The organism is Vibrio sp. Y10_XG_PY6 (assembly GCF_024181795.1).
GTDB lineage: Bacteria > Pseudomonadota > Gammaproteobacteria > Enterobacterales > Vibrionaceae > Vibrio > Vibrio diabolicus.
In genome coordinates, this window is sequence record NZ_JAMZAQ010000003.1 from 395,329 (window position 1) to 417,965 (window position 22,637).

The window sequence follows — 22,637 nt, forward strand, 5'->3', positions numbered from 1 at the left end:
CAGCACGGAATCGTGCTGCCCTTTTCATTAGCTATTGAGCGATAAGGAAAAGTATTCGAGGCTTATTACTCGGTGCTATACATCGAAAATCTTATTTCCTATCACTTTGAAAGTGACTAACGAATAACAAGATAAATAGTACGTTCGCCACGCTGAATATTCAGAGCCAATACGCCTTTGTGTTTATCCACGATTGCACGAAGCTCAGCAAGGTTTTTCACGCGCTGGCGGTTCACACCGATAATGATGTCTCCTTGTTGTAATTGATATTGAGCGGCCGGAGAGTTATCTGCAACGCTCGATACTTTAACGCCTTGAATTGCATCACTTGGTGTCGTATTGCTTAATTCCGCACCCTTGAGCCCTTCGTGTAATGTTTCGGCTTTGGCTTTCATATTTGTAGATTCGCCAAGCGTTACATCAAAGGTTTTATTCTTACCATCTCGAACCACACCTAATGTGATTTCTTTTCCTGCGCCCAGCGTTGCCACTTTTGCGCGGAGCTCTGAGAAAGTATTAATCTCTTTGCCGTTTACCGATACAATTACATCACCGGCTTTCAATCCAGCTTTATCGGCTGCGCTGTCTGGTACGACTTGGCCAATAAAGGCCCCTTTACTCGACTCGTAACCCAATGCATCAGCCAGCTCAGAGGTTACTTCACCGCCCTGTACACCCAACATGCCGCGTTTGACTTCACCAAACTCTAGAATTTGCTCGGTGAGGTTTTTCATCATGTTGGACGGAATCGCAAAGCCAATCCCCACGTTACCGCCGTTAGGGCCTAAAATCGCAGTATTAATACCGATCAGCTCACCATTAAGGTTGACCAATGCACCACCAGAGTTACCGCTGTTAATTGCGGCATCGGTTTGGATGAAGTTTTCGAAGTTTTCAACGTTTAAGCCACTACGGCCTAACGCTGAGACGATGCCCGACGTCACGGTTTGACCGAGTCCGAATGGGTTACCAATCGCAACCGTAAAGTCACCTACGCGAAGTTTGTCGGAATCTGCGACTTTAATTTGCGTTAAGTTTTTCGCTTTTTCTAATTTAAGCAACGCAACATCGGCCATCTCATCTCCGCCAACGAGCGTAGCGTCATACTCGCGACCATCATAGAGGCGAACTCGAATCTCATCCGCGCCCTTGATTACGTGGTAGTTAGTGACGATATGCCCTTTTTTCGCATCAATAATGACACCAGAACCTAAACCTCTGAACGGGCGCTCGCGCCTTTGCTCCATCGGAAAGTCCGGTCCAAAGAAGAATTGAAATTGTTCGGGAATACGGCTGGTTTGTACTTGTTTGCCTTCTACAGCAATACTCACAACAGCAGGGGTTACTTTCTCAAGCATGGGCGCCAAGCTAGGTAACTGTTGGCCATCCACATTTAAAGGTAATGCGGCGGTGGCTTGAACTGGCGCAATAATAGAGCCCAAACTCAGAGATAGAACGGTGAGCGCAAGCAGTGGTTTTTTCATCCAATAACTCCTCTTGAAACATGTCTGCCAAAAAGAAATATCCGAACGGTTAGTTCACTTTGTTAATAACTAATATAGGGCCTAGTTCGGATAATCAAAGGGGGAGGCAGTTCACATCCAAATTAGAGCAAAGGTAAGAAGAAAAAGTTCAAAAAAGGGCCGATACAAATGTATCGGCCCTAGTAGGTAGAGGTAAGAGAAGGTTATGATGCTTTTGCGGTTACCGCTTCGGGAGCATTAATGATTTCTTTCTCTTGATCCTTTAAAAGACCCGTTGCGCCATTGGCGTAGTCTTTTGGCTGTTCGTTAAACTCTGGTTGATCTTCTGCAATAGCTTCAGAAGACATTGCCGTTTTCTTATCAAACGGGTTGTCTTGCTCTGGCAAGTTTGGCAAAAGCTCAGAAGAGGTCTTAGCCATATGTTGGTACAGCTTGGTGTAATCTTTACCTAGTGTATTCAACATCTCTGCGGTTTGTGCAAAATGATCGACGAGCTCTTGACGTTGTTGCTCTAGTTCAAACTTGGCCGCTTCAAGTTCTTTCTGCACAGACTTTTGTTTCTTGTATTCAGGGGTGGTTAGTCTACTAATGACTACGCCTACGATTGTACCGACCAGCAAACCCACAATGGCATAAATCCAAGGCATAACTGCTCCTTATAGTTGTTTTTAACAAGTCTTTTACTACTTAGTTACACGCGGTGCTAGTCCATGTTACTATGGCTTGAACAGCCGATAAAGAAAAATAGCAGTATGTCTTCGGGGACTGATAACTACTTCTCTCTATTCTCAAAGTTGACCCCGAGGTAACCCTTTTCCCAGTACCTCTATACGACTTAATACGATGACACCACTACAACAATATCAAAAAGACATAGCAGAACACGGGTTTCAGCGTGATGAAGCTCAGTATCAAGCGGTCGTTGCATTAGATAAGCTTTACCATGCTATCGTTGAATTTCAGTCAGCTCCTGTGCCCCAGCTTTCCAAATGGCAAAAGATCATGGGGAAAAAAATCGACATGCCTGAACCCCCAAAAGGTCTTTACTTTTGGGGAGGAGTCGGACGCGGTAAAACGTACCTCATGGATGCGTTTTTTGATGCTTTACCAACCCAAAGAAAAATGCGCGTACACTTTCACCGCTTCATGTATCGAGTACATGATGAGTTGAAGCTGTTAGGTGATGTCGAAAATCCGCTAGCAAAAGTAGCGGATAAATTCAAAGAAGAAGCGGATGTGGTTTGCTTTGATGAATTTTTTGTCTCTGACATTACGGATGCGATGATCCTTGCAACGTTACTCCAAGAGATGTTCAAGCGGCAGATGATCCTAGTCGCGACTTCAAACATCGAACCGCAGAACTTATATCGTAATGGCTTACAAAGAGCGCGCTTTTTGCCTGCAATTGATATGATTTTGGCACGCTGTGACGTGTTGAATGTTGATAGTGGCGTTGATTATCGCTTAAGAACGCTTGAACAGGCCGAAATATACCATTATCCACTTGATGAACAGGCCAACATTAATCTCAACAAGTATTATCAGCAGCTGACGGGCGAACGTCAGATCGTCGCTCATCAAATCGAAGTTAATCACCGTCAGCTTGAGGTAATTGAAGCGAGTGATGGGGTTCTGCATGCGTCGTTTGCTCAGTTATGCCAAACCGCTCGCAGTCAAAATGACTACATTGAGCTGTCCCGAATTTATCACACGGTATTATTGGCGGACGTTCAACAGATGAACCGAAAAATAGATGACGCTGCGAGGCGTTTTATCGCACTGGTCGATGAGTTTTACGAGCGCAATGTGAAGTTGATTATTTCTGCTGAAGTGCCAATGGAAGACTTATATACTGAGGGGCAGCTCGAGTTTGAATTTAAGCGCTGTTTGTCTCGGCTCACTGAGATGCAAAGTCATGAGTACCTCGCGCGTGAGCATTTGGCCTAAATCTAGTGTGTTCTTAAAAAGTGAAGAAAAAATTAGTGATTTGGCGCAAAAAAAGGTGATTTTTTCTTCGCTCTTCTCTATAATCCTGCGACCCACCGTTACTGCAGACCGGATTATCGAAGTTATTTCGAAATTGAAGGTCGAGAGTACCAACGACTCGAAGGGGTGATGACTGGGCTCTTAGACAGTGTGGGAGCACCAGAACGGTGTTCCTTAAAGTTTAAATTTTAATTAACGGGTTATTATTAGCATGAAAACTTTCGTTGCTAAACCAGAAACTGTAAAACGCGACTGGTACGTTGTAGACGCTGAAGGTAAAACTCTTGGTCGTCTAGCAAGTGAAATTGCATCTCGCCTACGTGGCAAACATAAAGCTGAATACACTCCTCACGTTGACGCTGGTGACTACATCATCGTTATCAACGCTGAGAAAGTTGCTGTAACTGGTAACAAAGCTAAGAACAAAGTGTACTACCGTCACTCTGAGTTCCCAGGTGGTCTAAAATCTATCACTTTTGAAAAGTTGATCGATCGTAAACCTGAGATGGTTCTTGAGCTTGCAGTTAAAGGCATGCTTCCACGTGGTCCTCTAGGCCGTGCTATGTACCGTAAGCTTAAAGTTTACGCAGGCGCTGAGCACAACCATGTTGCTCAACAACCACAAGTACTAGACATCTAATTGGGGATTTCGAAAATGGCAGAGAATCAATACTACGGCACTGGCCGTCGCAAAAGCTCAGCTGCACGTGTTTTTATTAAACCAGGCAGCGGCAACATTGTAGTAAACAAGCGTAACCTTGACGAATACTTCGGTCGTCCAACAGCTCGCATGGTTGTACAACAACCTCTAGAACTTGTTGAACTAACTGAAAAGCTAGACCTTTACGTAACAGTTAAAGGCGGCGGTATTTCTGGTCAAGCTGGTGCTATCCGTCACGGTATCACTCGCGCGCTTATGGAATACGATGAGTCTCTACGTCCTGCTCTACGCGCAGCTGGCTACGTTACTCGTGACGCTCGTTGCGTTGAACGTAAGAAAGTTGGTCTACGTAAAGCACGTCGTCGTCCACAGTTCTCTAAGCGTTAATTTCCTCTTATTGGAAATTCTGCTTTTCAGAGTTACTCTGGAAACTGTGTACCAAAAGCTCGGCTCTATGCCGGGCTTTTTTGTTTTTATACCAGCCTATCAATATCCATTTGTATTCACTTATAACTAGGTTCAGAGTAAGGCTTCTTCCTTACCATACGTTATAAGCTTATTTATCTGCTGTGGGTGCCTTTACGTCTTAATATCCCTGCAACATGTTTTAAAATGCCTACTCGTCTTTTTTGCGTATGCGGCGTGCTACAAAAGTGAAAATACAAACAACGTAAGTTGAATGCGCACTAAGAAATATTTTGCTGTGTAATTAACTGAAAACTACCAAGATAAAAGGTTTGAATAGCTTTCAGCAGAACTTCCATGTTGTGCTTTCTTGTTACAAATCACATCAATTTTTTATAATTCTGCCGCTTTTGTGACGACGCGAGCGATTTGCCTCACAAATGTTACAAAAAGGTAGCTTTATCTTGTCAAAAAGTAGGGTTTTCTTTATCATTTCCCTCCAATAAATAGAACTAAATTCATTATTTGTTAGCCATGCTCTTATAAGCGGAATAATAACGATCCAAAGGGAGCAAATGGGAGAATGTTTGGATGAGCAACGCGCCTTTAAATAACGGTCGCAGGCGTTTTCTAACCGCTACAACGGCAGTTGTTGGTGGATTAGGGGCAGTCGCCGTCGCCGTGCCTTTTATCAAATCATGGAATCCGAGTGCTAAAGCCAAAGCGGCAGGTGCTCCGGTGGAAGTGGATATAAGTAAAATTGAACCAGGTCAGCTGGTTCGTGTCGAGTGGCAGGGGAAACCTGTATGGATTGTTCGCCGCACTCAAAGCGTTCTAGATAACTTAAAAACGATCGGCGATAAGCTTCGTGATCCGCAATCTGAAATGGAACAGCAGCCTGAGTACGCTCAGAATGAGTTTCGTTCGATTAAGGAAGAGTTTTTTGTCGCTGTTGGTTTCTGTACTCACCTAGGTTGTTCACCAACCTATCTACCAGACTCTTTCTCAGAGCAGGTCCAGGGCGTAAGATCTGGCTTCTTCTGTCCTTGTCATGGTTCTAAGTTCGATATGGCTGGTCGAGTGTTCCAAGGGGTACCTGCACCATTGAACCTTGTCGTTCCTAAGCACATGTATTTGAGCGACACCAAGCTCATTGTGGGTGTTGATGAGGGGGATGCATAATGCAAGCAATGTTAGACTGGGTTGAAAAGCGTATTCCTGCAATGAATGCTTATAAAAAGCATTTGTCTGAATACCCAATGCCTAAGAACTTCAACTTTTGGTACCTTTTCGGTTCTCTGGCGATGCTGGTTCTGGTTAACCAAATCCTAACGGGTATTTGGCTAACGATGAACTACGTTCCTTCTGGTGACGGTGCGTTTGCTTCTATCGAGTACATCATGCGTGATGTAGAGTACGGTTGGCTTTTACGTTACATGCACTCAACTGGCGCATCTGCGTTTTTCGTTGTTGTGTACTTGCACATGTTCCGTGGCCTGATCTACGGCTCATACCAAAAACCTCGTGAACTACTGTGGATCTTCGGTATGTTGATCTTCCTCGTTCTAATGGCTGAAGCATTCATGGGTTACCTATTGCCATGGGGTCAGATGTCATACTGGGGTGCGCAGGTAATCATTTCTTTGTTTGGTGCGATTCCTGTTATCGGTGATGATCTAACGCTTTGGATCCGTGGTGACTACATCATCTCTGGTGCAACGTTAAACCGTTTCTTCGCACTACACGTTATTGCACTGCCTATCGTTCTGCTTCTTCTTGTGGTTCTGCACGTATTGGCGCTGCACGAAGTCGGCTCAAACAACCCTGATGGTATCGAAACTAAGCTACCAAAAGGTTCAATGGGCGATGATTACAAGACACAGTTCAAGTTCCACGATTACTACACGAAGAAATACGACATTATCGACTCTATTCCTTTCCACCCATACGGTACGGTTAAGGACTTAGTTGGTGTGGCTGGTTTCTTGTTCTTCTTCTGTTACGTGCTGTTCTTTAACCCAGAAATGGGAGGATACTTCCTTGAACCGCCTAACTTTGAAGCGGCCAACCCACTGAAGACACCAGAGCACATTGCTCCGGTATGGTACTTCACGCCGTTTTACGCAATTTTACGTGCGGTTCCAGACAAACTATTAGGTGTTATCCTAATGGGTGCGTCAATTGCAGTGCTGTTTGTTCTACCTTGGTTGGATCGTTGTAAAGTTCGTTCATACCGTTACCGTAGCAAACTTCATCTGTTGAATATTGTACAGTTCACTATCGCCTTTATCGCTCTGGGTATTTTAGGTGCGTTACCTGCAACACCAACGTACACACTACTATCTCAGATCTTTAGCTTGTGTTACTTCATGTTCTTTGTGTTGCTGTTCTTCTACAGCAAAAATGAAGCAACCAAACCATTACCAGAGAGGGTGACATTCAAATGAAGAAGTGGATTGTAATTCTATTTGCTATGTTGCCATCACTAGCGATGGCAGCGGGGGCTAACGTTCCGCTTGATAAAGCGAATGTTGACCTAACGGATAAAGCTTCGCTACAAAACGGTGCGAAGTTGTTCATGAACTACTGTTTTGCTTGTCACTCAACGCAGTATCAGCGTTATGAGCGTGTAGCAACAGACTTGGAAATTCCAACAGACTTAATGAAAGAAAACCTGATTTTCAATCCTGAAGCGAAAATCGGTGATCTAATGGTCAATGCAATGCCACCGAAGCAAGCGGCAAACTGGTTTGGTGCTCCACCACCAGATCTTACGTTGGTTGCACGAGTTCGTGGTGCTGATTGGTTATACACTTACTTACGCTCTTTCTATGTTGATCCATCTCGTCCATTCGGCGTGAACAACATTGTCTTCCCGAGTGTTGGTATGCCACATGTGCTCGAAGAGCTACAAGGTATCCCGACGCCGATTTACGATACGAAAATCGTAGATGGCGAAGAAGTACAAGTTGTTGTTGGTACTGAAACAGACGGTACGGGTGAGCTGAGCGAGGGCGAATACGACAAAGCGGTTGGTGACCTAGTGAACTTCTTGGTTTATTCAGGTGACCCAGTGCAGCTTGAGCGTCATGCTTTAGGTTGGTGGGTAATGGGCTTCTTAGTGCTTCTAACCATCGTTGTCGTGATGCTCAAGAAAGAGTATTGGCGCGATGTGCATTAATTGTGCTAAAATACCGTGCTAATTCCCAATTTTAATTGATGTACAATGGAGGCTTAGCCTCCATTGTTTTTATTTGTAAGTGTACTGGAGGGCTCCATGGCTGTAGCTGCCAATAAACGTTCTGTGATGACTCTTTTCTCAAGTGCATCAGATTTGTATAGCCATCAGGTTCGCATTGTACTAGCTGAAAAAGGCGTAAGTGTTGAAGTTGAGCTTGTTGATGAAGCAAACCTTCCTGCTGAGCTTGTTGAGCTAAACCCATATAAATCAGTGCCAACTCTTGTTGACCGTGAGCTAGCTCTTTACGATTCAAAAATCATCATGGAGTACTTGGACGAGCGTTTCCCTCATCCACCTCTAATGCCGGTTTACCCTGTTGCTCGCGGCAACAGCCGCTTGATGATGTACCGTATCGAACGCAACTGGTATTCACTCGCTGAAAAAGTGATGAAAGGTAATGCGGAAGAATCAGAAAAAGCACGCACAAAGCTGCGTAATGATCTTCTGACGTTAGCGCCAATTTTTGCTGAATATGAGTACTTCATGAGCGAAGAATTCAGCTTGATCGATTGTTACCTGGCTCCATTATTGTGGCGTTTGCCTCAACTTGGTATCGATCTGGTTGGCCCTGGTTCAAAAGAAATCAAGGTGTACATGAACCGCGTATTTGAACGTGATTCGTTCCTTGCTTCCCTAACTGAAGCTGAACGTGAAATGCGCCTAGTTCGCTAAGCGATTTTAAACACGTTATGGATATTGCAAAAATGACTGCTCGCCGTCCGTATATGCTTCGTGCATTTTACGATTGGCTAGTAGACAATGACTTGACTCCTCACTTGGTGGTGGATGCAACGATGCCGGGCGTACGTGTACCGGTTGAGTTTATTCAAGATGGTCAAATTATTTTGAATATTGCACCACGTGCGGTGGGTAATCTTGAGTTAGGTAATGATGCGATTACCTTCCATGCTCGCTTTAGCGGCCGTCCACACTCAGTAATTGTGCCTGTGTATGCTGTCCAAGCTATTTATGCGCGTGAGAATGGTGCTGGTACTATGTTTGAACCAGAAGAAGCGTACACTCACATCGAAGAAGAAGCGATGACCGAGGAAGAATCATCTCCATCGTTTACAACGGTTAGCGATGAGCCTTCTGAGTTAGCCTCTGATTCGGATGCCGAAGAGGACGATGCTCCTCGACCAAAAGGCAAACCAAGCTTAAGAGTGATTAAATAATAAAAAAGCAGCGTAACGCTGCTTTTTTTCTTTTTAGTGTCTTGACGTGTTTTCAAGTGATGTTTCGCAATTACTCAATCGTAAATGCTTCGACGTTGGCTTCATTTTCCGCGTTTGTCTGACTTTCTATTGTTTGTACACCGTCACTCGGTAAGTCCACTTCAACAGGTTCCATTTCGCCATATTGGAACCCTTTAATGACTTGTTTTACGCCAGAGATATTACGCGCGATTTCTGTCGCTCGCTCGCCTTGCTCTGGTGTGACATAACCAAACAGAAAAACGTCGCCGTCTTCAGTGATCACTTTAACCTTAACGCCATTGAGCTCAGAGTCGGTAAGCAAGGCTGATTTTACTTTGGTTGTGATCCAGCTGTCGTTGCTAATTTGAGTGACAGTGAGTGGCTCTTTTTGTTTGATTTGATTGTGTATGACTTTCACACCACTAACTTCTCGAGCTCTTCGCTCTAAAGCATGGATAAGGTCTTGCGTTGGAGCCTGACCCATAAGAACAACCGTACCGTTATAGGAGCTGGCAACCACACGAACCTCACCTTTAAACGGCGCCTTATTCCCGATCGCCGCAACTTCGAATTCGATGTTGTTGTCCTGCCAAATTTGTTTTGTACTGCGTGTGTCCGTGACAATATTTGCTGTGGTTGCAGCGCCAGCGATAAACAAGCCAGCGCAACCACTTAAACTCAATGCTGTTAATAAGATAACGAGGCTACGTATCATAATTCTGACCCTCAGTCTTGGTTACTCTTCATGAGCAGGGAAAAGCACCTGGTCAATAAGATCACAAAGACAATGGAGTGTCACCATATGTACTTCGTGAATACGTGCAGTGCGGTGTGATGGAATGCGAATTTCGACGTCGTTCTCACCAAGCAGTCCTGCCATCTCACCGCCATCTTTGCCTGTTAGCGCGATAATCGTCATGTCTCGAGTTACGGCCGCTTCCATCGCTTTGATAATATTTTTGCTGTTACCGCTAGTCGACATGGCAAGCAGAATGTCGCCTGGCTGGCCAAACGCTCGTACCTGTTTTGAGAAAATTTCCTGGTAGTGGTAGTCGTTTGCAACAGCGGTCAGGGTTGTATTATCGGCTGTTAAGGCCATTGCAGGCAGGCTAGGGCGCTCAGTTTCAAAACGGTTTAAAAGACAAGAAACAAATTGTTGAGCGTTTGAAGCACTGCCGCCATTACCACAACATAAAATTTTGTTGCCATTGAGCAAGCTTGAGACCATCGCTTGGGCCGCGTGAGTAATGGCATCGGGCAGCGCCTCTGCTGCTGCGATTTGAATTTGAATACTTTCTGTAAAGCTGTCTTTAATGCTGTCTAGCATCGCTTATCCTTCAGAGATTGCGTTTTCTATCCAGTTGATATCTCGCCCATTGTCATGAATAGCGATGACATCAAACCGATAATCGATATTGTGTTTTAAGCGCTTTTGTTGGCTAAGCCAAACTTGTGCAGTTTTGATTAGCTTGCGCATTTTTGCGTGCGTTACCATTTCTGCTGCTGAGCCAAAGTGATCGTTCTTACGATATTTGACTTCAACAAACACGATAGTTTCACCTTGTTGGAAGATTAAATCAATCTCACCGACCTTGGTCAGGAAATTTTGTTCAATAAAGCGCAAGCCCTGGCGTTGCAAATAGTGCTTCGCCAGAGCTTCATATTGATTTCCGATTTGGCGCTTACTAAAGAGCCCCACGCTCAGCCCAGCTCAATTCACGCTGTACAACACAGTTGTTGTCGATACTTAAAATACCGGTTTGGCCACCGACTGAGTAACCAGGAACGACCTTCATTTGTGGAAGTTCACCGATCAATTTATATGCATCCATACCGAGTGCTTTCAAACGTTTTTCCATGTTAGATTGCTCTGACCAAAGCTCGTTCATTTCAGCGGTTACGCTAGGATCTGGGTCAATCAGCAATGGAATGTCGCTGTAGATGATGCCTGTTAGATCTTCGTATGTCGCGCCGCCACTGTTGCTACGCGAACTAGAGAAGATTTGTGGTGCTTTCGCATCAGGGTTAATCGCTACTTCGATAAACGGCTTGATCAAAGTCAGCTCAGTGCTTCTAGCTACGATATAAACCGCGTCAACATCACGACGGCTACGTGGCTGTGTTTCAAGCTTAATTCGCATTAATGATTGCATCTGGGCGATACGCTGCTTGCTCTCTTGCAGGCCAAATACTTCATTGATGTCTTTTTGAAGTTGGCGCTTGTCACCAAAGTAACTTGCTGCGACTTTGTTAGAGCTGTACTTTCGCCATTCTTTGTTGAAAGCCTCAGTTACACGCTCTCCAAAGCTGCCTTTTGGTGCAAGAATAAGAGGGAAGTTGTAGCCTTCGCTGAACAAGTGCTTTGCAGCTTGTGCGGCTTCTTGTTCCGGTGATAATGCCAAGTAGCAAATATTGCTATCTGGTTGCACATCCTCGGGGATATTTAGCGCAAGGGCTGGAATGGTAGGGCCATTTGCTGAGCCATCCATGGTTGTGTGCAACAACTCCACGTTCTCTTTTTCTAGAGGGCCAACAACAAAATCGATGTTTTCATTGATCAAGCGTTGTTTAATTTGGTCAGCGTTATACGCATTGGTGTCAATCACCGTAAGTGTTGCACTAGGATCTCGATTACGATCATTCATCATCGCAAACACAAAACCATCACGAATTAATTGCGCTTGTGGCGAGAACTTACCCGTCAGCGGCAGCAATAAAGCAGTATTGTTTGGCTTCACGATATCAAGAGAGAGAATGTTTTGAATCTCTTCTGGTGTATAGATAGCAGCTGGGTGCGAAGGGTTTTCGCTTAACCAGCGCTCTAGCGTATTTTTAAGTTGGGACAGGTTGCCCGATAGCGTTTTTGCATAAACAGCCAGCTGAAGCCAGCCGTCTAGAACATCCTCATTCGGCTCTGTTTCTAATGAGGTGAGTTCATATTCTGAGTAGCTGCCAAAGTTCATCCAAATACGGCTAGAGATTTCCCTCTGCTCTGCTGACGAGGCGTATTGACCAAATGCAACCAGCTGGCGGTTTGCTTCAAACGCTTGGTTGAGGCCTTGATAAGCGTCGGCACGCATCAAGTAATAGTCTTTCCATTGCTCGTTTGGCAATTTCCACCAAGGTTTAAAGTTTAACAATTGCAGCAACTGCGAGTAATTACCTTGCTTTTGCTGTATGGTCGCACGCGCCAGTTGCCACTCCGCTTGCTGAACTTCGGTCAACTGTTGTCGAGCCAGACGTTTGATCAACAGTTCTGCTTGATCAAACTGGTTCGCTTGAATAGCGGCTTTGGTTGCCATGATCAACCAGTCATTTTGTAAACTGCCTTCCGTGCTATCAGCTTGGATCATATAGTTCTGAACAGACTGAGTAGGCTCAAGTGTTACATCAACGCCATCAGGCTGTCTTGGACCTGAAGAACAGGCGGCGAGCGTAATTGCTAGTGCAACAGGAGTAAGTATGCGTGGTACACTGAGTCTCTTATGGTTAATCATTGCCGTGAGTTCTCTATAATTTTGTACAAAATTGTCTCTATATTAATCGTTGAAGTGATGGTAAACAAATGACAGATAAAAATAAGTTGCCGAATGAGGGGCCAACTCTCTATATCGTACCGACTCCAATCGGAAATTTAGCGGATATCACCCAACGTGCTATCGAAATTCTGTCGACGGTGGACATCATTGCTGCTGAGGATACTCGACATACGGGTAAATTACTGTCTCACTTCAATATTCAAACCAAAACTTTTGCTCTGCATGATCACAATGAACAGCAAAAAGCACAGGTTTTGATAGAAAAGCTGCTTTCCGGTCAGTCTATCGCGTTAGTTTCTGACGCTGGTACGCCACTTATCAGCGACCCAGGATACCATTTGGTGACAAAATGTCGTCAAGCGGGCGTTAGAGTTGTGCCGCTTCCTGGTGCTTGCGCGGTCATTACGGCGTTAAGTGCATCAGGCTTGCCATCCGATCGCTTTAGCTTCGAAGGCTTTTTACCACCGAAAAGCAAAGGCCGTAAGGATAAATTCCTAGAGATTGCTTCGGTAGAGCGTACGTGTATTTTTTACGAGTCACCGCACCGTATTTTGGACTCTCTACAAGACATGTTAGACGTTCTTGGCCCAGATAGAGAAGTCGTGTTGGCGAGAGAACTAACGAAAACCTTTGAAACCATTCAAGGTATGCCATTAGGTGAGTTAATTGAGTGGGTGAAAAGTGACGATAACCAACAGCGTGGCGAAATGGTATTATTGGTACATGGTCACCGCGAAACCGCGGACGATTCATTGCCAGATGATGCCTTGCGTACATTAGGGATTTTAACCAAAGAGCTGCCTTTGAAAAAAGCAGCGGCTTTGGTGGCAGAAATTCATAACTTGAAGAAGAATGCGTTGTATAAGTGGGGCTTAGAAAACTTAGACTAAGCACTGCTAACGAGACACATGGTAAAGCGGGTCGATGTGAAAATATCGGCCTTTTTTAGGCTCAATGTTTGATGGTTAGGTCAAAAAAACACCACTCAATGCATTCATTTCATCATATCTGTGATCTCACTAGACTCTGAGTAGATAACTCTATACAATCCGCCCTCGGAGTTGACTGGGTAGTCGCTGCTTTACTGATGTCCTTCGGGAGACTGACGTTGAAGTCCTTTGGGAGACTGACGTTGACGTCCTTCGGGAGACTGGTAAAGGGGAGGAAAGTCCGGGCTCCATAGAGCAGGGTGCCAGGTAACGCCTGGGAGGCGTAAGCCTACGACAAGTGCAGCAGAGAGAAGACCGCCGATGGCTCTAGGGCACAGGTAAGGGTGAAAGGGTGCGGTAAGAGCGCACCGGACGACTAGCAATAGTTCGTTGCAGGGTAAACTCCACCCGGAGCAAGACCAAATAGGCCTCCACATTGCGTTGCTCGCGTAAGGAGGCGGGTAGGTTGCTTGAGCCAGTGAGCGATTGCTGGCCTAGACGAATGGCTACCGCCGCGCAAGCGGAACAGAACCCGGCTTATGTGTCGACTCCAACTATTCGAGACCCATCACTACTTTTTGTAGTGATGGGTTTTTTGCATTTTATTGACGCAAACCCTGTCATTACCAATAAACTTGGCGTTAAATCACGTCTGACTTTAGACTTGAGGTGGCGATGATGTGGGAAATCAGTACACTATGGTAGGTTGATCTTTTGCTATAAATATTCAGCATGAGAGAGCAACATATCTTAAAATCGCTTCAAGATCATTCAACGAGAAAGCTATGACCGAAACCTTCCAACATATTTCCGTGTTATTAAATGAATCCATTGATGGCTTAGCTATCAAACCAGACGGTATCTATATCGATGGAACATTTGGCCGTGGCGGTCACAGCCGGACTATTCTATCTAAACTCGGAGAAAACGGCCGACTGTACAGTATCGATCGTGACCCTCAAGCGATAGCTGAAGCAGGCAAAATCAATGATCCTCGCTTCACCATCATTCATGGTCCATTTTCTGGCATTGCTGAGTATGCTAAAGAGTATGACTTGGTTGGCAAAGTTGATGGCGTTCTACTGGATTTAGGTGTTTCTTCTCCGCAGTTAGACGACGCAGAGCGTGGCTTTAGCTTTATGAAAGACGGCCCGCTAGATATGCGTATGGACCCAACATCAGGTATTCCCGTATCTCAATGGCTAATGGAAGCTGACTTAGATGATATTACTTGGGTGATTCGTGAGTTTGGTGAAGACAAACACGCGCGCCGCATTGCCAAAGCGATTGTTGCCTACCGTGAAGACGAAGAAAATGAACCACTGGTACGTACTGGCCAGCTCGCGAAGCTGATCTCAGATGCTGCACCCAAAAGCTTTAAAGAGAAAAAACACCCTGCGACTCGTGCGTTCCAGGCATTTCGTATTTACATCAACAGTGAGTTAGAAGAAATTGATACGGCACTAAAAGGTGCGGCAAGCATTCTGGCTCCTGAAGGTCGTTTATCTGTCATCAGTTTCCACTCTCTGGAAGACCGTATGGTCAAACGTTTTATCCGTAAAGAGAGCAAAGGACCTGAAGTGCCACACGGCATTCCAATGACTGAAGAGCAAATTCGTGCTCTTGGTAGTGCGAATATGAAAGCGGTGAGCAAAGCGATTAAGCCAAGCAAACAAGAAATTGAAATGAACCCTCGTTCGCGCAGCTCTGTGCTAAGAATTGCAGAAAAGCTTTAATTATTATGACGAAACCCACTCCTAACCTTGCTAAGTTGATTGCAACGGATCTTATCACCGTTGGTCGCTGGCCATTAGTGTTGTTGCTATTGATCGTGGCATCGGCAATGGGAGTGGTATTTGCTACCCACCATGCGCGTCAAGCGATCACCGAAAAAGATCACACTTTGGTTGAACGAGAGCGTTTAGATAGCGAATGGCGCAACCTGATGTTGGAAGAAACGGCCCTCGCGGAACACAGTCGTGTTCAAGACCTTGCCAAAAAAGAACTTGAAATGAAACGACCTGATGGCGATAAAGAAGTGGTTGTCACGCTCAAATGATTAGAAAGAAAACCAACACGAAACCAAGCAACAAGCGTAAACCTGTCGCGAAAGAAAAAAACGCTTCGGGGGATACGAAAACCGAGAAAAAAGCAGTGAAAGTGGCGGTTGAAGAATCCTTTCTGATTCGTTGGCGCTTCCATCTATTACTGTTTTTTGTCTTTTGTGCATTTGCACTTTTGGTGGCGCGCGTAGCCTATATTCAAATCATTGAACCGGATAACCTGATTAAACAAGGTGACCTACGCTCGGTTCGTGTGAAATCCATTCCTTCTGCACGCGGTATTATTTCGGACCGAAATGGTGAGCCGCTCGCTGTCAGTGTGCCTGTTGAGGCCGTTTGGGCGGATCCCGCGACGATATTTAAAGAAAATGCCTTAAGCCAGACCAAGAGTTGGTATGCATTAGCGGATGTTCTTGGTGTTGACCGACAAGGGTTGATAGACAAGATCAAGCACAATGAAAAGCGCCGCTTTATTTACTTGCAGCGCCAAGTGAGTCCAGCCATGGCGAACTATATTCGTGAGCTAAAGCTGCCTGGTGTGGGTCTTAAGTCAGAATCTCGTCGTTACTATCCTGCCGGTGAGGTTAGTGCTCACTTAGTTGGGGTGACGGGGATTGATGGGCATGGTCTAGAGGGTGTTGAGCGTAGCTACGATGAGTGGCTTACTGGCGCCGCAGGTAAGAAAACCATTCGTAAAGACCGTTATGGTCGCGTCGTAGAAAACATTGCGTGGCAAGACAAGCAAGAAGGTAAGTCACTCCAGTTGACAATCGACCAGCGCCTACAGGCGATTGCTTATCGTGCGATTAAACAAGCCGTTGCGGACCATCGCGCCACATCAGGCTCCGTTGTTATGTTGGACGTGAAAACCGGCGCCGTATTGGCCATGGTGAATGCGCCTTCCTACAACCCTAACAATCGTAGCGACTGGCAAAGCTATAAAATGCGTAACCGAGTGATCACGGACTCGATGGAGCCAGGCTCCACCATTAAGCCTTTCGTTATTTTAGCCGCCTTAGAAAATGGGGTAGCCGATAAAAATACCATCGTAGATACCGGTAATGGTGTACTTCGTTTAGGTGGTAGCCGAGTAAGAGATGTATCCCGTGTGGGTAAAGCGAGCTTGACCACGATCCTCAAAAAATCGAGTAACATCGGTGTGACGAAGCTGGCAATGCAAATGCCAGTAGAGGCGTTGCTCGGTCTGTACAGCTCTGTGGGCTTTGGTGAGCTTTCTGGTCTGAACCTCGTTGGGGAAGTGACTGGTATCTTCCCGACACGAACACGATGGTCTCCTATTGAACGTGCCACGATTGCGTTTGGTTATGGTCTATCGATAACGCCAATCCAGTTAGCGCATGCCTATGCGACGCTTGGAAATCTCGGCAAATACGAGCCAATCCATATTATCGAAAGCAATGATCATGACATGTCGCGCCAAGTCGTGAGTGCAAAGTACGCACGCCAGGTCTTGGACATGCTGGAAACCGTAACCCAAAAAGGAGGCTCGGCTCGTCGAGCGGCAGTTCCTGGTTATCGAGTGGGAGCCAAAACAGGTACCTCACGTAAAGCGTCTGCAGGTGGATACAGCGATGAGTACATTACTTATACGGCAGGGCTTGCTCCGGTTAGCGATCCGCGAATTGCATTGGTTGTGATCGTAAACGAGCCTCAAGGTGATGATTACTATGGTGGTTCGGTAGCGTCTCCTGTCTTCTCTGAAATCATGAAAGGCGCGCTACAAATACTCAATGTTGCACCAGACGAAAACAAATTCCAGCAGTAAGCCGAGTGGCTTACTGAGCAAACAAAATTAAGAAAACCTGAGCCAAAGCTCGGAGAACAAATATGACTAAAGCCATCAGTATGGACGTGCTGCTTTCCCCTTGGGTGGATTGCCCAAGCTTATCGTCCGTTCTTGTTTCTGAATTGGAGCTCGACAGCCGAAGAGTTCAACCTGGAACCACGTTTGTTGCGGTGATTGGCCATGTTGTGGATGGGCGTAACTTCATTGCTTCTGCCATTGAGCAAGGGGCCAATGCGGTTCTAGCGCAAGCCTGTGATGTAAAAGCACACAGCACGGTGGAAATCATCGATGACGTTCCCGTTATTTACCTCGATACGTTGGATCAACGTTTATCTGCAATCGCTGGAAAGCTCTATGCTTACCCAGATATGGATTTGATTGGTGTCACCGGTACCAACGGCAAAACCACCATTACCCAGCTAATTGCACAATGGCTAGAGCTACTTGGCCACAAAGCGGCAGTGATGGGCACGACGGGAAATGGTTTTCTCGACAATTTACAGCAAGCCGCGAATACAACAGGGAATGCGGTAGAAATTCAGAAAACGCTCTCCTCTCTCGCAAATCAACAAGCCACATACACCGCGCTAGAAGTCTCTTCTCATGGCTTAACGCAAGGCCGTGTCAAGGCGTTGTCGTTTGCGGCGGGTGTATTTACTAATCTAAGTCGTGATCACCTAGATTATCATGGCACGATGGAAGAGTACGCCAATGCAAAGCTGGAGTTGTTTACGCAACATCAATGTGAACGTGCCATTATCAATGTCGATGATGAGGTCGGTCATGCATGGGCGACGCAGTTGAGCAATGCGATTGCAGTGTCACTCAAACCGAACACTGAGTTTGAAAGCGCAATTTGGGCGACAGATGTCCGTTACGCGGAGTCGGGGATTACTATCCAATTCGATGGTAAATTTGGCTCAGGTCAATTGCACGCGCCACTGATTGGTGAGTTTAACGCAACCAACTTAATGCTCGCTTTTGCGACCTTATTAAGCTTGGGTAAGGATAAACAAGCGTTACTCGAAACCGCAGGTCAGTTACAACCTGTACTCGGCCGAATGGAGTTATTCCAGACAGAGGACCGTGCCAAAGTCGTGGTCGATTATGCCCATACTCCTGATGCACTAGAAAAAGCACTGCAAGCTTTACGAGTTCACTGTGAGGGGCAGCTGTGGGCTATTTTTGGTTGCGGAGGCGATCGCGATGCAGGTAAGCGCCCAATGATGGCAGAAATTGCAGAGCGTCTAGGCGACAGAGTGGTGTTGACTGACGATAACCCACGCAGTGAAGATCCGGTTCAGATTGTAAAAGACATGTTAGCTGGGCTGTCAAAACCTGCCGAAGCGATTGTGCAGCATGATCGTTTCAAAGCACTGTCTTATGCGGTTGAGAATGCTTCGCCAAAAGACATCATCTTGTTAGCGGGTAAGGGCCACGAAGATTATCAAATTCGGAATGGCGAAACGATTCATTACTCCGACCGTGAGTCTGCTATGCAGCTTTTAGGATTGTCCTTATGATCAAAGTAACGTTATCTCAAATTGCCAACATCACTCGCGGTGAGCTATTCGGCGATGATCTACTTATCGACGCGGTTTCTACTGATACACGAGCGATTGACAACGGTGCTTTATTTGTTGCGCTGGTGGGTGAGCGCTTTGATGCGCATAACTTTTGCCAACAAGCGGTGGATGCAGGCACAGGTGCTTTACTCGTACAAAAACATCTAGATGTGAATGTGCCACAAGTCGTGGTGTCGGACACCAAAATGGCACTGGGTGAGTTAGCCTCTTGGGTGCATCAAACTTGCCAAACACCTACCGTTGCCATCACAGGCAGTTGTGGTAAAACGACCGTCAAAGAAATGGTCGCGAGCATTCTGCAATTGAAAGGCAAAGTGCTGTTTACTGCAGGTAACTTCAATAATGATATTGGTGTTCCGTTGACGTTATTGCGCTCACAGCAGGATGACGACTATGCCGTGATTGAGCTTGGTGCTAATCATATCGGTGAAATTGCTTACACAACGCAGTTAGTAAAACCAGATATCGCGTTAGTGAATAATGTAGCCGCTGCGCACCTTGAAGGCTTTGGTTCTATTGATGGCGTGAAACAAGCCAAAGGTGAAATTTACCAAGGTCTTGCTGCAGGTAGTATTGCGATTGTCAATTTAGACAGCAATGGCGAAACAAAGTGGGAAAGCGTGCTGGCGGATAAGGAAGTTATCACCTTCTCACAAAGTAATTCTGCGGCTGATTACTATGCATCAAATATCGTGATGAATGCCGCGGGAGAGGCCAGCTTTAACCTACATATCGCAGCAAGCTCACAAGAAATTGAACTGTCTCTGGGTATTATAGGTCAACACAACGTGGCGAATGCAATCGCAGCTTCTATTATTGCGTTACAAATGGGCGCCACATTAGAAGAGGTTCGCGCTGGCCTTAAACATTTAAACAAAGTGAAAGGTCGCGTCGAGGTTGAAGCGCTGAGCGAAAAAATCAAATTGATTGATGACAGCTACAACGCAAGCGTGCCAGCCATGAAAGCGGCGGTTGACTTATTAGCTGCTTTCCCAGGTCAGCGCTGGCTGATTTTAGGTAATATGGCGGAATTGGGCGAGGAAAGTCTTGCACTTCATCGTCAAGTCGGGGAACATGCTGCCCCACAAAAATTTGAACATGTTCTCACATATGGTGCAGACGCCAAGGTGATCAGTGAGCTTTGCCAAGGCATTCATTTTGAGACGCACCAAGAGATGATTGAATACATCAAGCAGCATCTAGACCAAGCCGTTCCTGAAAACCATACGATTTTGGTGAAAGGAGCGAACGGTGCACGTATGTTTGAAGTCGCTGCTGCTTTGAAGGAGTATTATTAATGATTATTTGGCTTGCCGAGCTGCTACAGCCATACCTGTCTTTTTTCCGATTGTTTGAATACTTGTCTTTTCGAGCAATTCTAAGCGTATTAACCGCTCTGGGTCTGTCATTATGGATGGGACCAATCATGATCAAGCGTTTGCAAATGCTGCAAATTGGTCAGGTAGTACGTAACGAAGGTCCTGAATCTCACTTTAGTAAGCGTGGTACTCCAACGATGGGCGGTATCATGATCTTAGCGGCCATCTCAATCACAATCTTGCTTTGGACTGACTTATCCAACCCATATGTATGGGCGGTCTTGACGGTTTTGCTTGGCTACGGTGCAGTCGGATTTGTTGATGATTATCGTAAAGTGGTCCGCAAAAATACCGATGGTTTGATCGCGCGTTGGAAGTACTTCTGGCAATCGTTGATCGCGTTTGTCGTGGCTTTTGCATTGTACGCTTACGGTAAAGACACTGCAGCCACTCAGCTCGTAGTGCCATTCTTTAAAGACATCATGCCGCAACTTGGTTTGATGTACATTATCCTGACTTACTTTGTGATTGTCGGTACGAGTAACGCGGTTAACCTGACCGATGGTCTAGACGGTTTGGCAATCATGCCAACGGTTCTTGTTGCTGCAGGCTTCGCGGTTATTGCATGGGCGACGGGTAACGTTAACTTCTCTGAATACCTTCATATTCCATACTTACCACATGCTTCTGAGTTGGTTGTCGTATGTACAGCAATCGTCGGTGCAGGCCTTGGTTTCTTGTGGTTTAACACGTATCCAGCACAAGTGTTCATGGGTGATGTCGGCTCACTAGCGCTTGGCGGCGCATTAGGCACTATTGCTGTTCTCGTTCGTCAAGAGTTGGTGTTGGTGATCATGGGCGGTGTGTTTGTGATGGAAACGCTGTCGGTAATTCTACAGGTGGGTTCATACAAACTGCGTGGTCAGCGGATCTTCCGTATGGCACCTATTCACCACCACTACGAATTGAAAGGTTGGCCAGAACCTCGCGTAATCGTGCGTTTCTGGATTATTTCTATGGTTCTTGTTCTGATTGGTCTTGCGACATTGAAAGTGCGTTAATCGCACTTTCCAAGAACAAGATTTACAGTGTGATCAAATATGGAACGTTGGCAAAACATACATAGTGTTGTCGTCATAGGGCTCGGTATTACCGGGCTCTCTGTCGTTAAACACCTAAGAAAAAATCAGCCACAGCTTGTGGTCAAAGTCATTGATACTCGCGTAAACCCTCCGGGTGTAGAGCGCTTGCCGGAAGATGTTCAACTGCATAGTGGTGGTTGGAATACAGACTGGCTTTCTGACGCGGATCTTATCGTGACCAACCCTGGTATTGCGCTAGCGACACCAGAGATCCAAGCCGTATTAGCAAAAGGCACGACAGTAGTTGGTGATATTGAGTTATTCGCCTGGGCGGTGCAGAAACCGGTGATTGCGATTACGGGCTCAAACGGTAAGAGCACAGTCACCGATCTCACTGGCGTGATGGCCAAGGCCGCGGGTTTGGAAGTTGGCGTTGGTGGCAATATCGGCGTTCCTGCCTTGGATTTACTAGAACATGACGCAGACCTATATGTGCTTGAACTCTCAAGCTTCCAGTTGGAAACAACGTCAAGCTTAAAGCTCAAAGCTGCAGCGTTCCTGAATCTTTCTGAAGATCATATGGATCGTTATCAAGGCATGTCTGATTATCGACAAGCCAAGTTGCGTATTTTTGACAACGCTGCTCTTGCGGTAGTGAACCGTGATGATCAAGAAACCTTCCCAGACGCAGAGATGCCATTGGTGACATTTGGCAGCGACAATCAGGACTTTGGTCTCGAGGTGGATGGCAACCGTACTTGGCTGCTCGATCACGGTCAACGAGTCGTCGCAAGTGATGAGCTTAAGTTGGTTGGTAAACACAACTTATCCAATGCATTGGTCGTTTTAGCGCTCTTAAAGGCTGCGGGCGTTGATTATCACAACGCATTGAATGCACTTAAAAATTACACGGGACTGACACACCGATGCCAGGTGGTTGCGGATAATCAAGGCGTAAAATGGGTGAATGACTCTAAAGCAACTAATATTGCGAGCACTATGGCTGCGCTATCTGGTTTGGAATCGACAGGCAAGCTCTACTTGCTCGTTGGTGGTGTTGGCAAAGGTGCTGACTTCTCGCCATTAAAACCGATCTTCGCGACGCTTAACTTGCAACTGTGCTGCTTTGGCGCTGATGGCGATGAATTTATGCCACTGCATGAATCTGCAATACGTTTCGACACCATGGAAGATGTGATTCAACAAGTATCTTCGCAGTTAAAACCAGGCGATATGGTGATGCTGTCTCCAGCATGTGCTAGCTTTGATCAATTCGACAACTTTATGGCAAGGGGCGATGTCTTCGCTGCTCTTGCTCAGAAATATGCATAATTAAAGG

Annotated in this window: 22 protein-coding genes and 1 other RNA gene; 17 read left to right on the forward strand and 6 right to left on the reverse strand. The window is 45.9% G+C overall.

Annotation, left to right across the window (positions count from 1 at the left end; all coding sequences use genetic code 11):
* Positions 1–116: 116 nt before the first annotated feature.
* Together NL644_RS17915 and zapG are read right to left on the reverse strand one after the other, a co-directional pair.
* Positions 117–1,484: a Do family serine endopeptidase gene (locus tag NL644_RS17915; protein WP_047009069.1), complete on the reverse strand. Its 1,368-nt coding sequence runs from the start codon at positions 1,482–1,484 to the stop codon at positions 117–119.
* A gap of 203 nt (positions 1,485–1,687) precedes the next feature.
* The gene (gene zapG / locus NL644_RS17920) at positions 1,688–2,131 is read right to left on the reverse strand and encodes a Z-ring associated protein ZapG (RefSeq protein ID WP_253658690.1); all 444 of its coding nucleotides are present in this window, start codon (positions 2,129–2,131) and stop codon (positions 1,688–1,690) included.
* 196 nt (positions 2,132–2,327) lie between these two features.
* Between zapG and zapE the strand changes: the two genes are divergently transcribed.
* The 8 genes from zapE (at position 2,328) to sspB (ending at position 8,952) form a co-directional block, all read left to right on the forward strand.
* Entirely contained in the window at positions 2,328–3,431 is a 1,104-nt protein-coding gene (gene zapE, locus NL644_RS17925) for a cell division protein ZapE (RefSeq protein ID WP_114323140.1), read from the forward strand.
* 250 nt (positions 3,432–3,681) lie between these two features.
* Positions 3,682–4,110: a 50S ribosomal protein L13 gene (gene rplM / locus NL644_RS17930; protein ID WP_012842158.1), complete on the forward strand. Its 429-nt coding sequence runs from the start codon at positions 3,682–3,684 to the stop codon at positions 4,108–4,110.
* Positions 4,111–4,125: 15 nt separating this feature from the next.
* Positions 4,126–4,518 (forward strand): 30S ribosomal protein S9, encoded by a 393-nt coding sequence (gene rpsI, locus NL644_RS17935; protein ID WP_005372876.1) that lies wholly within the window; start codon positions 4,126–4,128, stop codon positions 4,516–4,518.
* Positions 4,519–5,127: 609 nt separating this feature from the next.
* Positions 5,128–5,718, forward strand: coding sequence for a ubiquinol-cytochrome c reductase iron-sulfur subunit (gene petA / locus NL644_RS17940; RefSeq protein ID WP_005396462.1), 591 nt, complete (start codon positions 5,128–5,130; stop codon positions 5,716–5,718).
* A complete protein-coding gene (locus NL644_RS17945) occupies positions 5,718–6,983 on the forward strand; it encodes a cytochrome bc complex cytochrome b subunit (RefSeq protein WP_005372880.1) in 1,266 nt (421 codons plus the stop codon). Before petA ends, NL644_RS17945 begins: the two co-directional genes overlap by 1 nt.
* Positions 6,980–7,717, forward strand: coding sequence for a cytochrome c1 (locus NL644_RS17950; protein WP_005372881.1), 738 nt, complete (start codon positions 6,980–6,982; stop codon positions 7,715–7,717). Before NL644_RS17945 ends, NL644_RS17950 begins: the two co-directional genes overlap by 4 nt.
* A gap of 96 nt (positions 7,718–7,813) precedes the next feature.
* Positions 7,814–8,449 (forward strand): stringent starvation protein SspA, encoded by a 636-nt coding sequence (sspA, locus tag NL644_RS17955; protein ID WP_005372897.1) that lies wholly within the window; start codon positions 7,814–7,816, stop codon positions 8,447–8,449.
* 17 nt (positions 8,450–8,466) lie between these two features.
* Positions 8,467–8,952: a ClpXP protease specificity-enhancing factor gene (sspB, locus tag NL644_RS17960; RefSeq protein ID WP_031780550.1), complete on the forward strand. Its 486-nt coding sequence runs from the start codon at positions 8,467–8,469 to the stop codon at positions 8,950–8,952.
* Between the two features lie 70 nt (positions 8,953–9,022).
* Here the strand turns inward: sspB and NL644_RS17965 are convergent, their stop codons facing one another.
* From NL644_RS17965 to NL644_RS17980, 4 genes are read right to left on the reverse strand one after another with little or no spacing between them, the layout of a single operon-like run.
* Positions 9,023–9,688, reverse strand: a complete 666-nt coding sequence (locus tag NL644_RS17965; RefSeq protein ID WP_114323142.1) for a BON domain-containing protein — start codon at positions 9,686–9,688, stop codon at positions 9,023–9,025.
* 21 nt (positions 9,689–9,709) lie between these two features.
* Positions 9,710–10,300 (reverse strand): phosphoheptose isomerase, encoded by a 591-nt coding sequence (locus tag NL644_RS17970; RefSeq protein WP_005372901.1) that lies wholly within the window; start codon positions 10,298–10,300, stop codon positions 9,710–9,712.
* Positions 10,301–10,303: 3 nt separating this feature from the next.
* Positions 10,304–10,672 carry a YraN family protein gene (locus tag NL644_RS17975; protein ID WP_012842156.1) on the reverse strand — a complete coding sequence of 123 codons (369 nt, stop codon included), beginning with the start codon at positions 10,670–10,672 and terminating at the stop codon, positions 10,304–10,306.
* Positions 10,659–12,470 carry a penicillin-binding protein activator gene (locus NL644_RS17980; RefSeq protein WP_048626628.1) on the reverse strand — a complete coding sequence of 604 codons (1,812 nt, stop codon included), beginning with the start codon at positions 12,468–12,470 and terminating at the stop codon, positions 10,659–10,661. Before NL644_RS17980 ends, NL644_RS17975 begins: the two co-directional genes overlap by 14 nt.
* A 68-nt stretch (positions 12,471–12,538) precedes the next feature.
* Between NL644_RS17980 and rsmI the strand changes: the two genes are divergently transcribed.
* The 9 genes from rsmI to murD all read left to right on the forward strand — a co-directional run bounded on the left by rsmI (position 12,539) and on the right by murD (position 22,630).
* Positions 12,539–13,402: a 16S rRNA (cytidine(1402)-2'-O)-methyltransferase gene (gene rsmI / locus NL644_RS17985; RefSeq protein WP_114323143.1), complete on the forward strand. Its 864-nt coding sequence runs from the start codon at positions 12,539–12,541 to the stop codon at positions 13,400–13,402.
* 167 nt (positions 13,403–13,569) lie between these two features.
* Positions 13,570–13,997: RNase P RNA component class A (gene rnpB, locus NL644_RS17990), an RNA gene on the forward strand.
* A 229-nt stretch (positions 13,998–14,226) separates the two neighbouring features.
* Complete coding sequence (rsmH, locus tag NL644_RS17995; RefSeq protein ID WP_005396452.1) at positions 14,227–15,177, forward strand: 16S rRNA (cytosine(1402)-N(4))-methyltransferase RsmH; 951 nt, start codon at positions 14,227–14,229, stop codon at positions 15,175–15,177.
* Positions 15,178–15,182: 5 nt separating this feature from the next.
* Complete coding sequence (ftsL, locus tag NL644_RS18000) at positions 15,183–15,500, forward strand: cell division protein FtsL (RefSeq protein WP_005396451.1); 318 nt, start codon at positions 15,183–15,185, stop codon at positions 15,498–15,500.
* On the forward strand, positions 15,497–17,290 hold the full coding sequence (locus tag NL644_RS18005) for a penicillin-binding transpeptidase domain-containing protein (protein WP_114323144.1): 1,794 nt from the start codon (positions 15,497–15,499) through the stop codon (positions 17,288–17,290). Before ftsL ends, NL644_RS18005 begins: the two co-directional genes overlap by 4 nt.
* Before the next feature lie 62 nt (positions 17,291–17,352).
* The gene (gene murE, locus NL644_RS18010; RefSeq protein ID WP_114323145.1) at positions 17,353–18,834 is read left to right on the forward strand and encodes a UDP-N-acetylmuramoyl-L-alanyl-D-glutamate--2,6-diaminopimelate ligase; all 1,482 of its coding nucleotides are present in this window, start codon (positions 17,353–17,355) and stop codon (positions 18,832–18,834) included.
* Complete coding sequence (murF, locus tag NL644_RS18015; RefSeq protein WP_046873994.1) at positions 18,831–20,195, forward strand: UDP-N-acetylmuramoyl-tripeptide--D-alanyl-D-alanine ligase; 1,365 nt, start codon at positions 18,831–18,833, stop codon at positions 20,193–20,195. Before murE ends, murF begins: the two co-directional genes overlap by 4 nt.
* Positions 20,195–21,277, forward strand: coding sequence for a phospho-N-acetylmuramoyl-pentapeptide-transferase (gene mraY, locus NL644_RS18020; RefSeq protein ID WP_005372931.1), 1,083 nt, complete (start codon positions 20,195–20,197; stop codon positions 21,275–21,277). Before murF ends, mraY begins: the two co-directional genes overlap by 1 nt.
* A gap of 39 nt (positions 21,278–21,316) precedes the next feature.
* Positions 21,317–22,630 (forward strand): UDP-N-acetylmuramoyl-L-alanine--D-glutamate ligase, encoded by a 1,314-nt coding sequence (murD, locus tag NL644_RS18025; RefSeq protein WP_114323146.1) that lies wholly within the window; start codon positions 21,317–21,319, stop codon positions 22,628–22,630.
* The last annotated feature ends 7 nt before the right edge of the window (positions 22,631–22,637 follow it).

What these genes read in the sequence shown, in the direction of transcription:
- rsmI (WP_114323143.1), top strand. Translation starts at nt 12,539, where the DNA reads ATGACAGATAAAAATAAGTTGCCGAATGAGGGGCCAACTCTCTATATC.
- rpsI (WP_005372876.1), top strand. Translation starts at nt 4,126, where the DNA reads ATGGCAGAGAATCAATACTACGGCACTGGCCGTCGCAAAAGCTCAGCT.
- petA (WP_005396462.1), top strand. Translation starts at nt 5,128, where the DNA reads ATGAGCAACGCGCCTTTAAATAACGGTCGCAGGCGTTTTCTAACCGCT.
- zapE (WP_114323140.1), top strand. Translation starts at nt 2,328, where the DNA reads ATGACACCACTACAACAATATCAAAAAGACATAGCAGAACACGGGTTT.
- rsmH (WP_005396452.1), top strand. Translation starts at nt 14,227, where the DNA reads ATGACCGAAACCTTCCAACATATTTCCGTGTTATTAAATGAATCCATT.
- sspA (WP_005372897.1), top strand. Translation starts at nt 7,814, where the DNA reads ATGGCTGTAGCTGCCAATAAACGTTCTGTGATGACTCTTTTCTCAAGT.
- rplM (WP_012842158.1), top strand. Translation starts at nt 3,682, where the DNA reads ATGAAAACTTTCGTTGCTAAACCAGAAACTGTAAAACGCGACTGGTAC.
- zapG (WP_253658690.1), bottom strand. Translation starts at nt 2,131, where the DNA reads ATGCCTTGGATTTATGCCATTGTGGGTTTGCTGGTCGGTACAATCGTA.
- NL644_RS17970 (WP_005372901.1), bottom strand. Translation starts at nt 10,300, where the DNA reads ATGCTAGACAGCATTAAAGACAGCTTTACAGAAAGTATTCAAATTCAA.
- NL644_RS18005 (WP_114323144.1), top strand. Translation starts at nt 15,497, where the DNA reads ATGATTAGAAAGAAAACCAACACGAAACCAAGCAACAAGCGTAAACCT.
- ftsL (WP_005396451.1), top strand. Translation starts at nt 15,183, where the DNA reads ATGACGAAACCCACTCCTAACCTTGCTAAGTTGATTGCAACGGATCTT.
- NL644_RS17950 (WP_005372881.1), top strand. Translation starts at nt 6,980, where the DNA reads ATGAAGAAGTGGATTGTAATTCTATTTGCTATGTTGCCATCACTAGCG.
- mraY (WP_005372931.1), top strand. Translation starts at nt 20,195, where the DNA reads ATGATTATTTGGCTTGCCGAGCTGCTACAGCCATACCTGTCTTTTTTC.
- NL644_RS17965 (WP_114323142.1), bottom strand. Translation starts at nt 9,688, where the DNA reads ATGATACGTAGCCTCGTTATCTTATTAACAGCATTGAGTTTAAGTGGT.
- NL644_RS17945 (WP_005372880.1), top strand. Translation starts at nt 5,718, where the DNA reads ATGCAAGCAATGTTAGACTGGGTTGAAAAGCGTATTCCTGCAATGAAT.
- sspB (WP_031780550.1), top strand. Translation starts at nt 8,467, where the DNA reads ATGGATATTGCAAAAATGACTGCTCGCCGTCCGTATATGCTTCGTGCA.
- murE (WP_114323145.1), top strand. Translation starts at nt 17,353, where the DNA reads ATGACTAAAGCCATCAGTATGGACGTGCTGCTTTCCCCTTGGGTGGAT.
- NL644_RS17915 (WP_047009069.1), bottom strand. Translation starts at nt 1,484, where the DNA reads ATGAAAAAACCACTGCTTGCGCTCACCGTTCTATCTCTGAGTTTGGGC.
- murF (WP_046873994.1), top strand. Translation starts at nt 18,831, where the DNA reads ATGATCAAAGTAACGTTATCTCAAATTGCCAACATCACTCGCGGTGAG.
- murD (WP_114323146.1), top strand. Translation starts at nt 21,317, where the DNA reads ATGGAACGTTGGCAAAACATACATAGTGTTGTCGTCATAGGGCTCGGT.
- NL644_RS17980 (WP_048626628.1), bottom strand. Translation starts at nt 12,470, where the DNA reads ATGATTAACCATAAGAGACTCAGTGTACCACGCATACTTACTCCTGTT.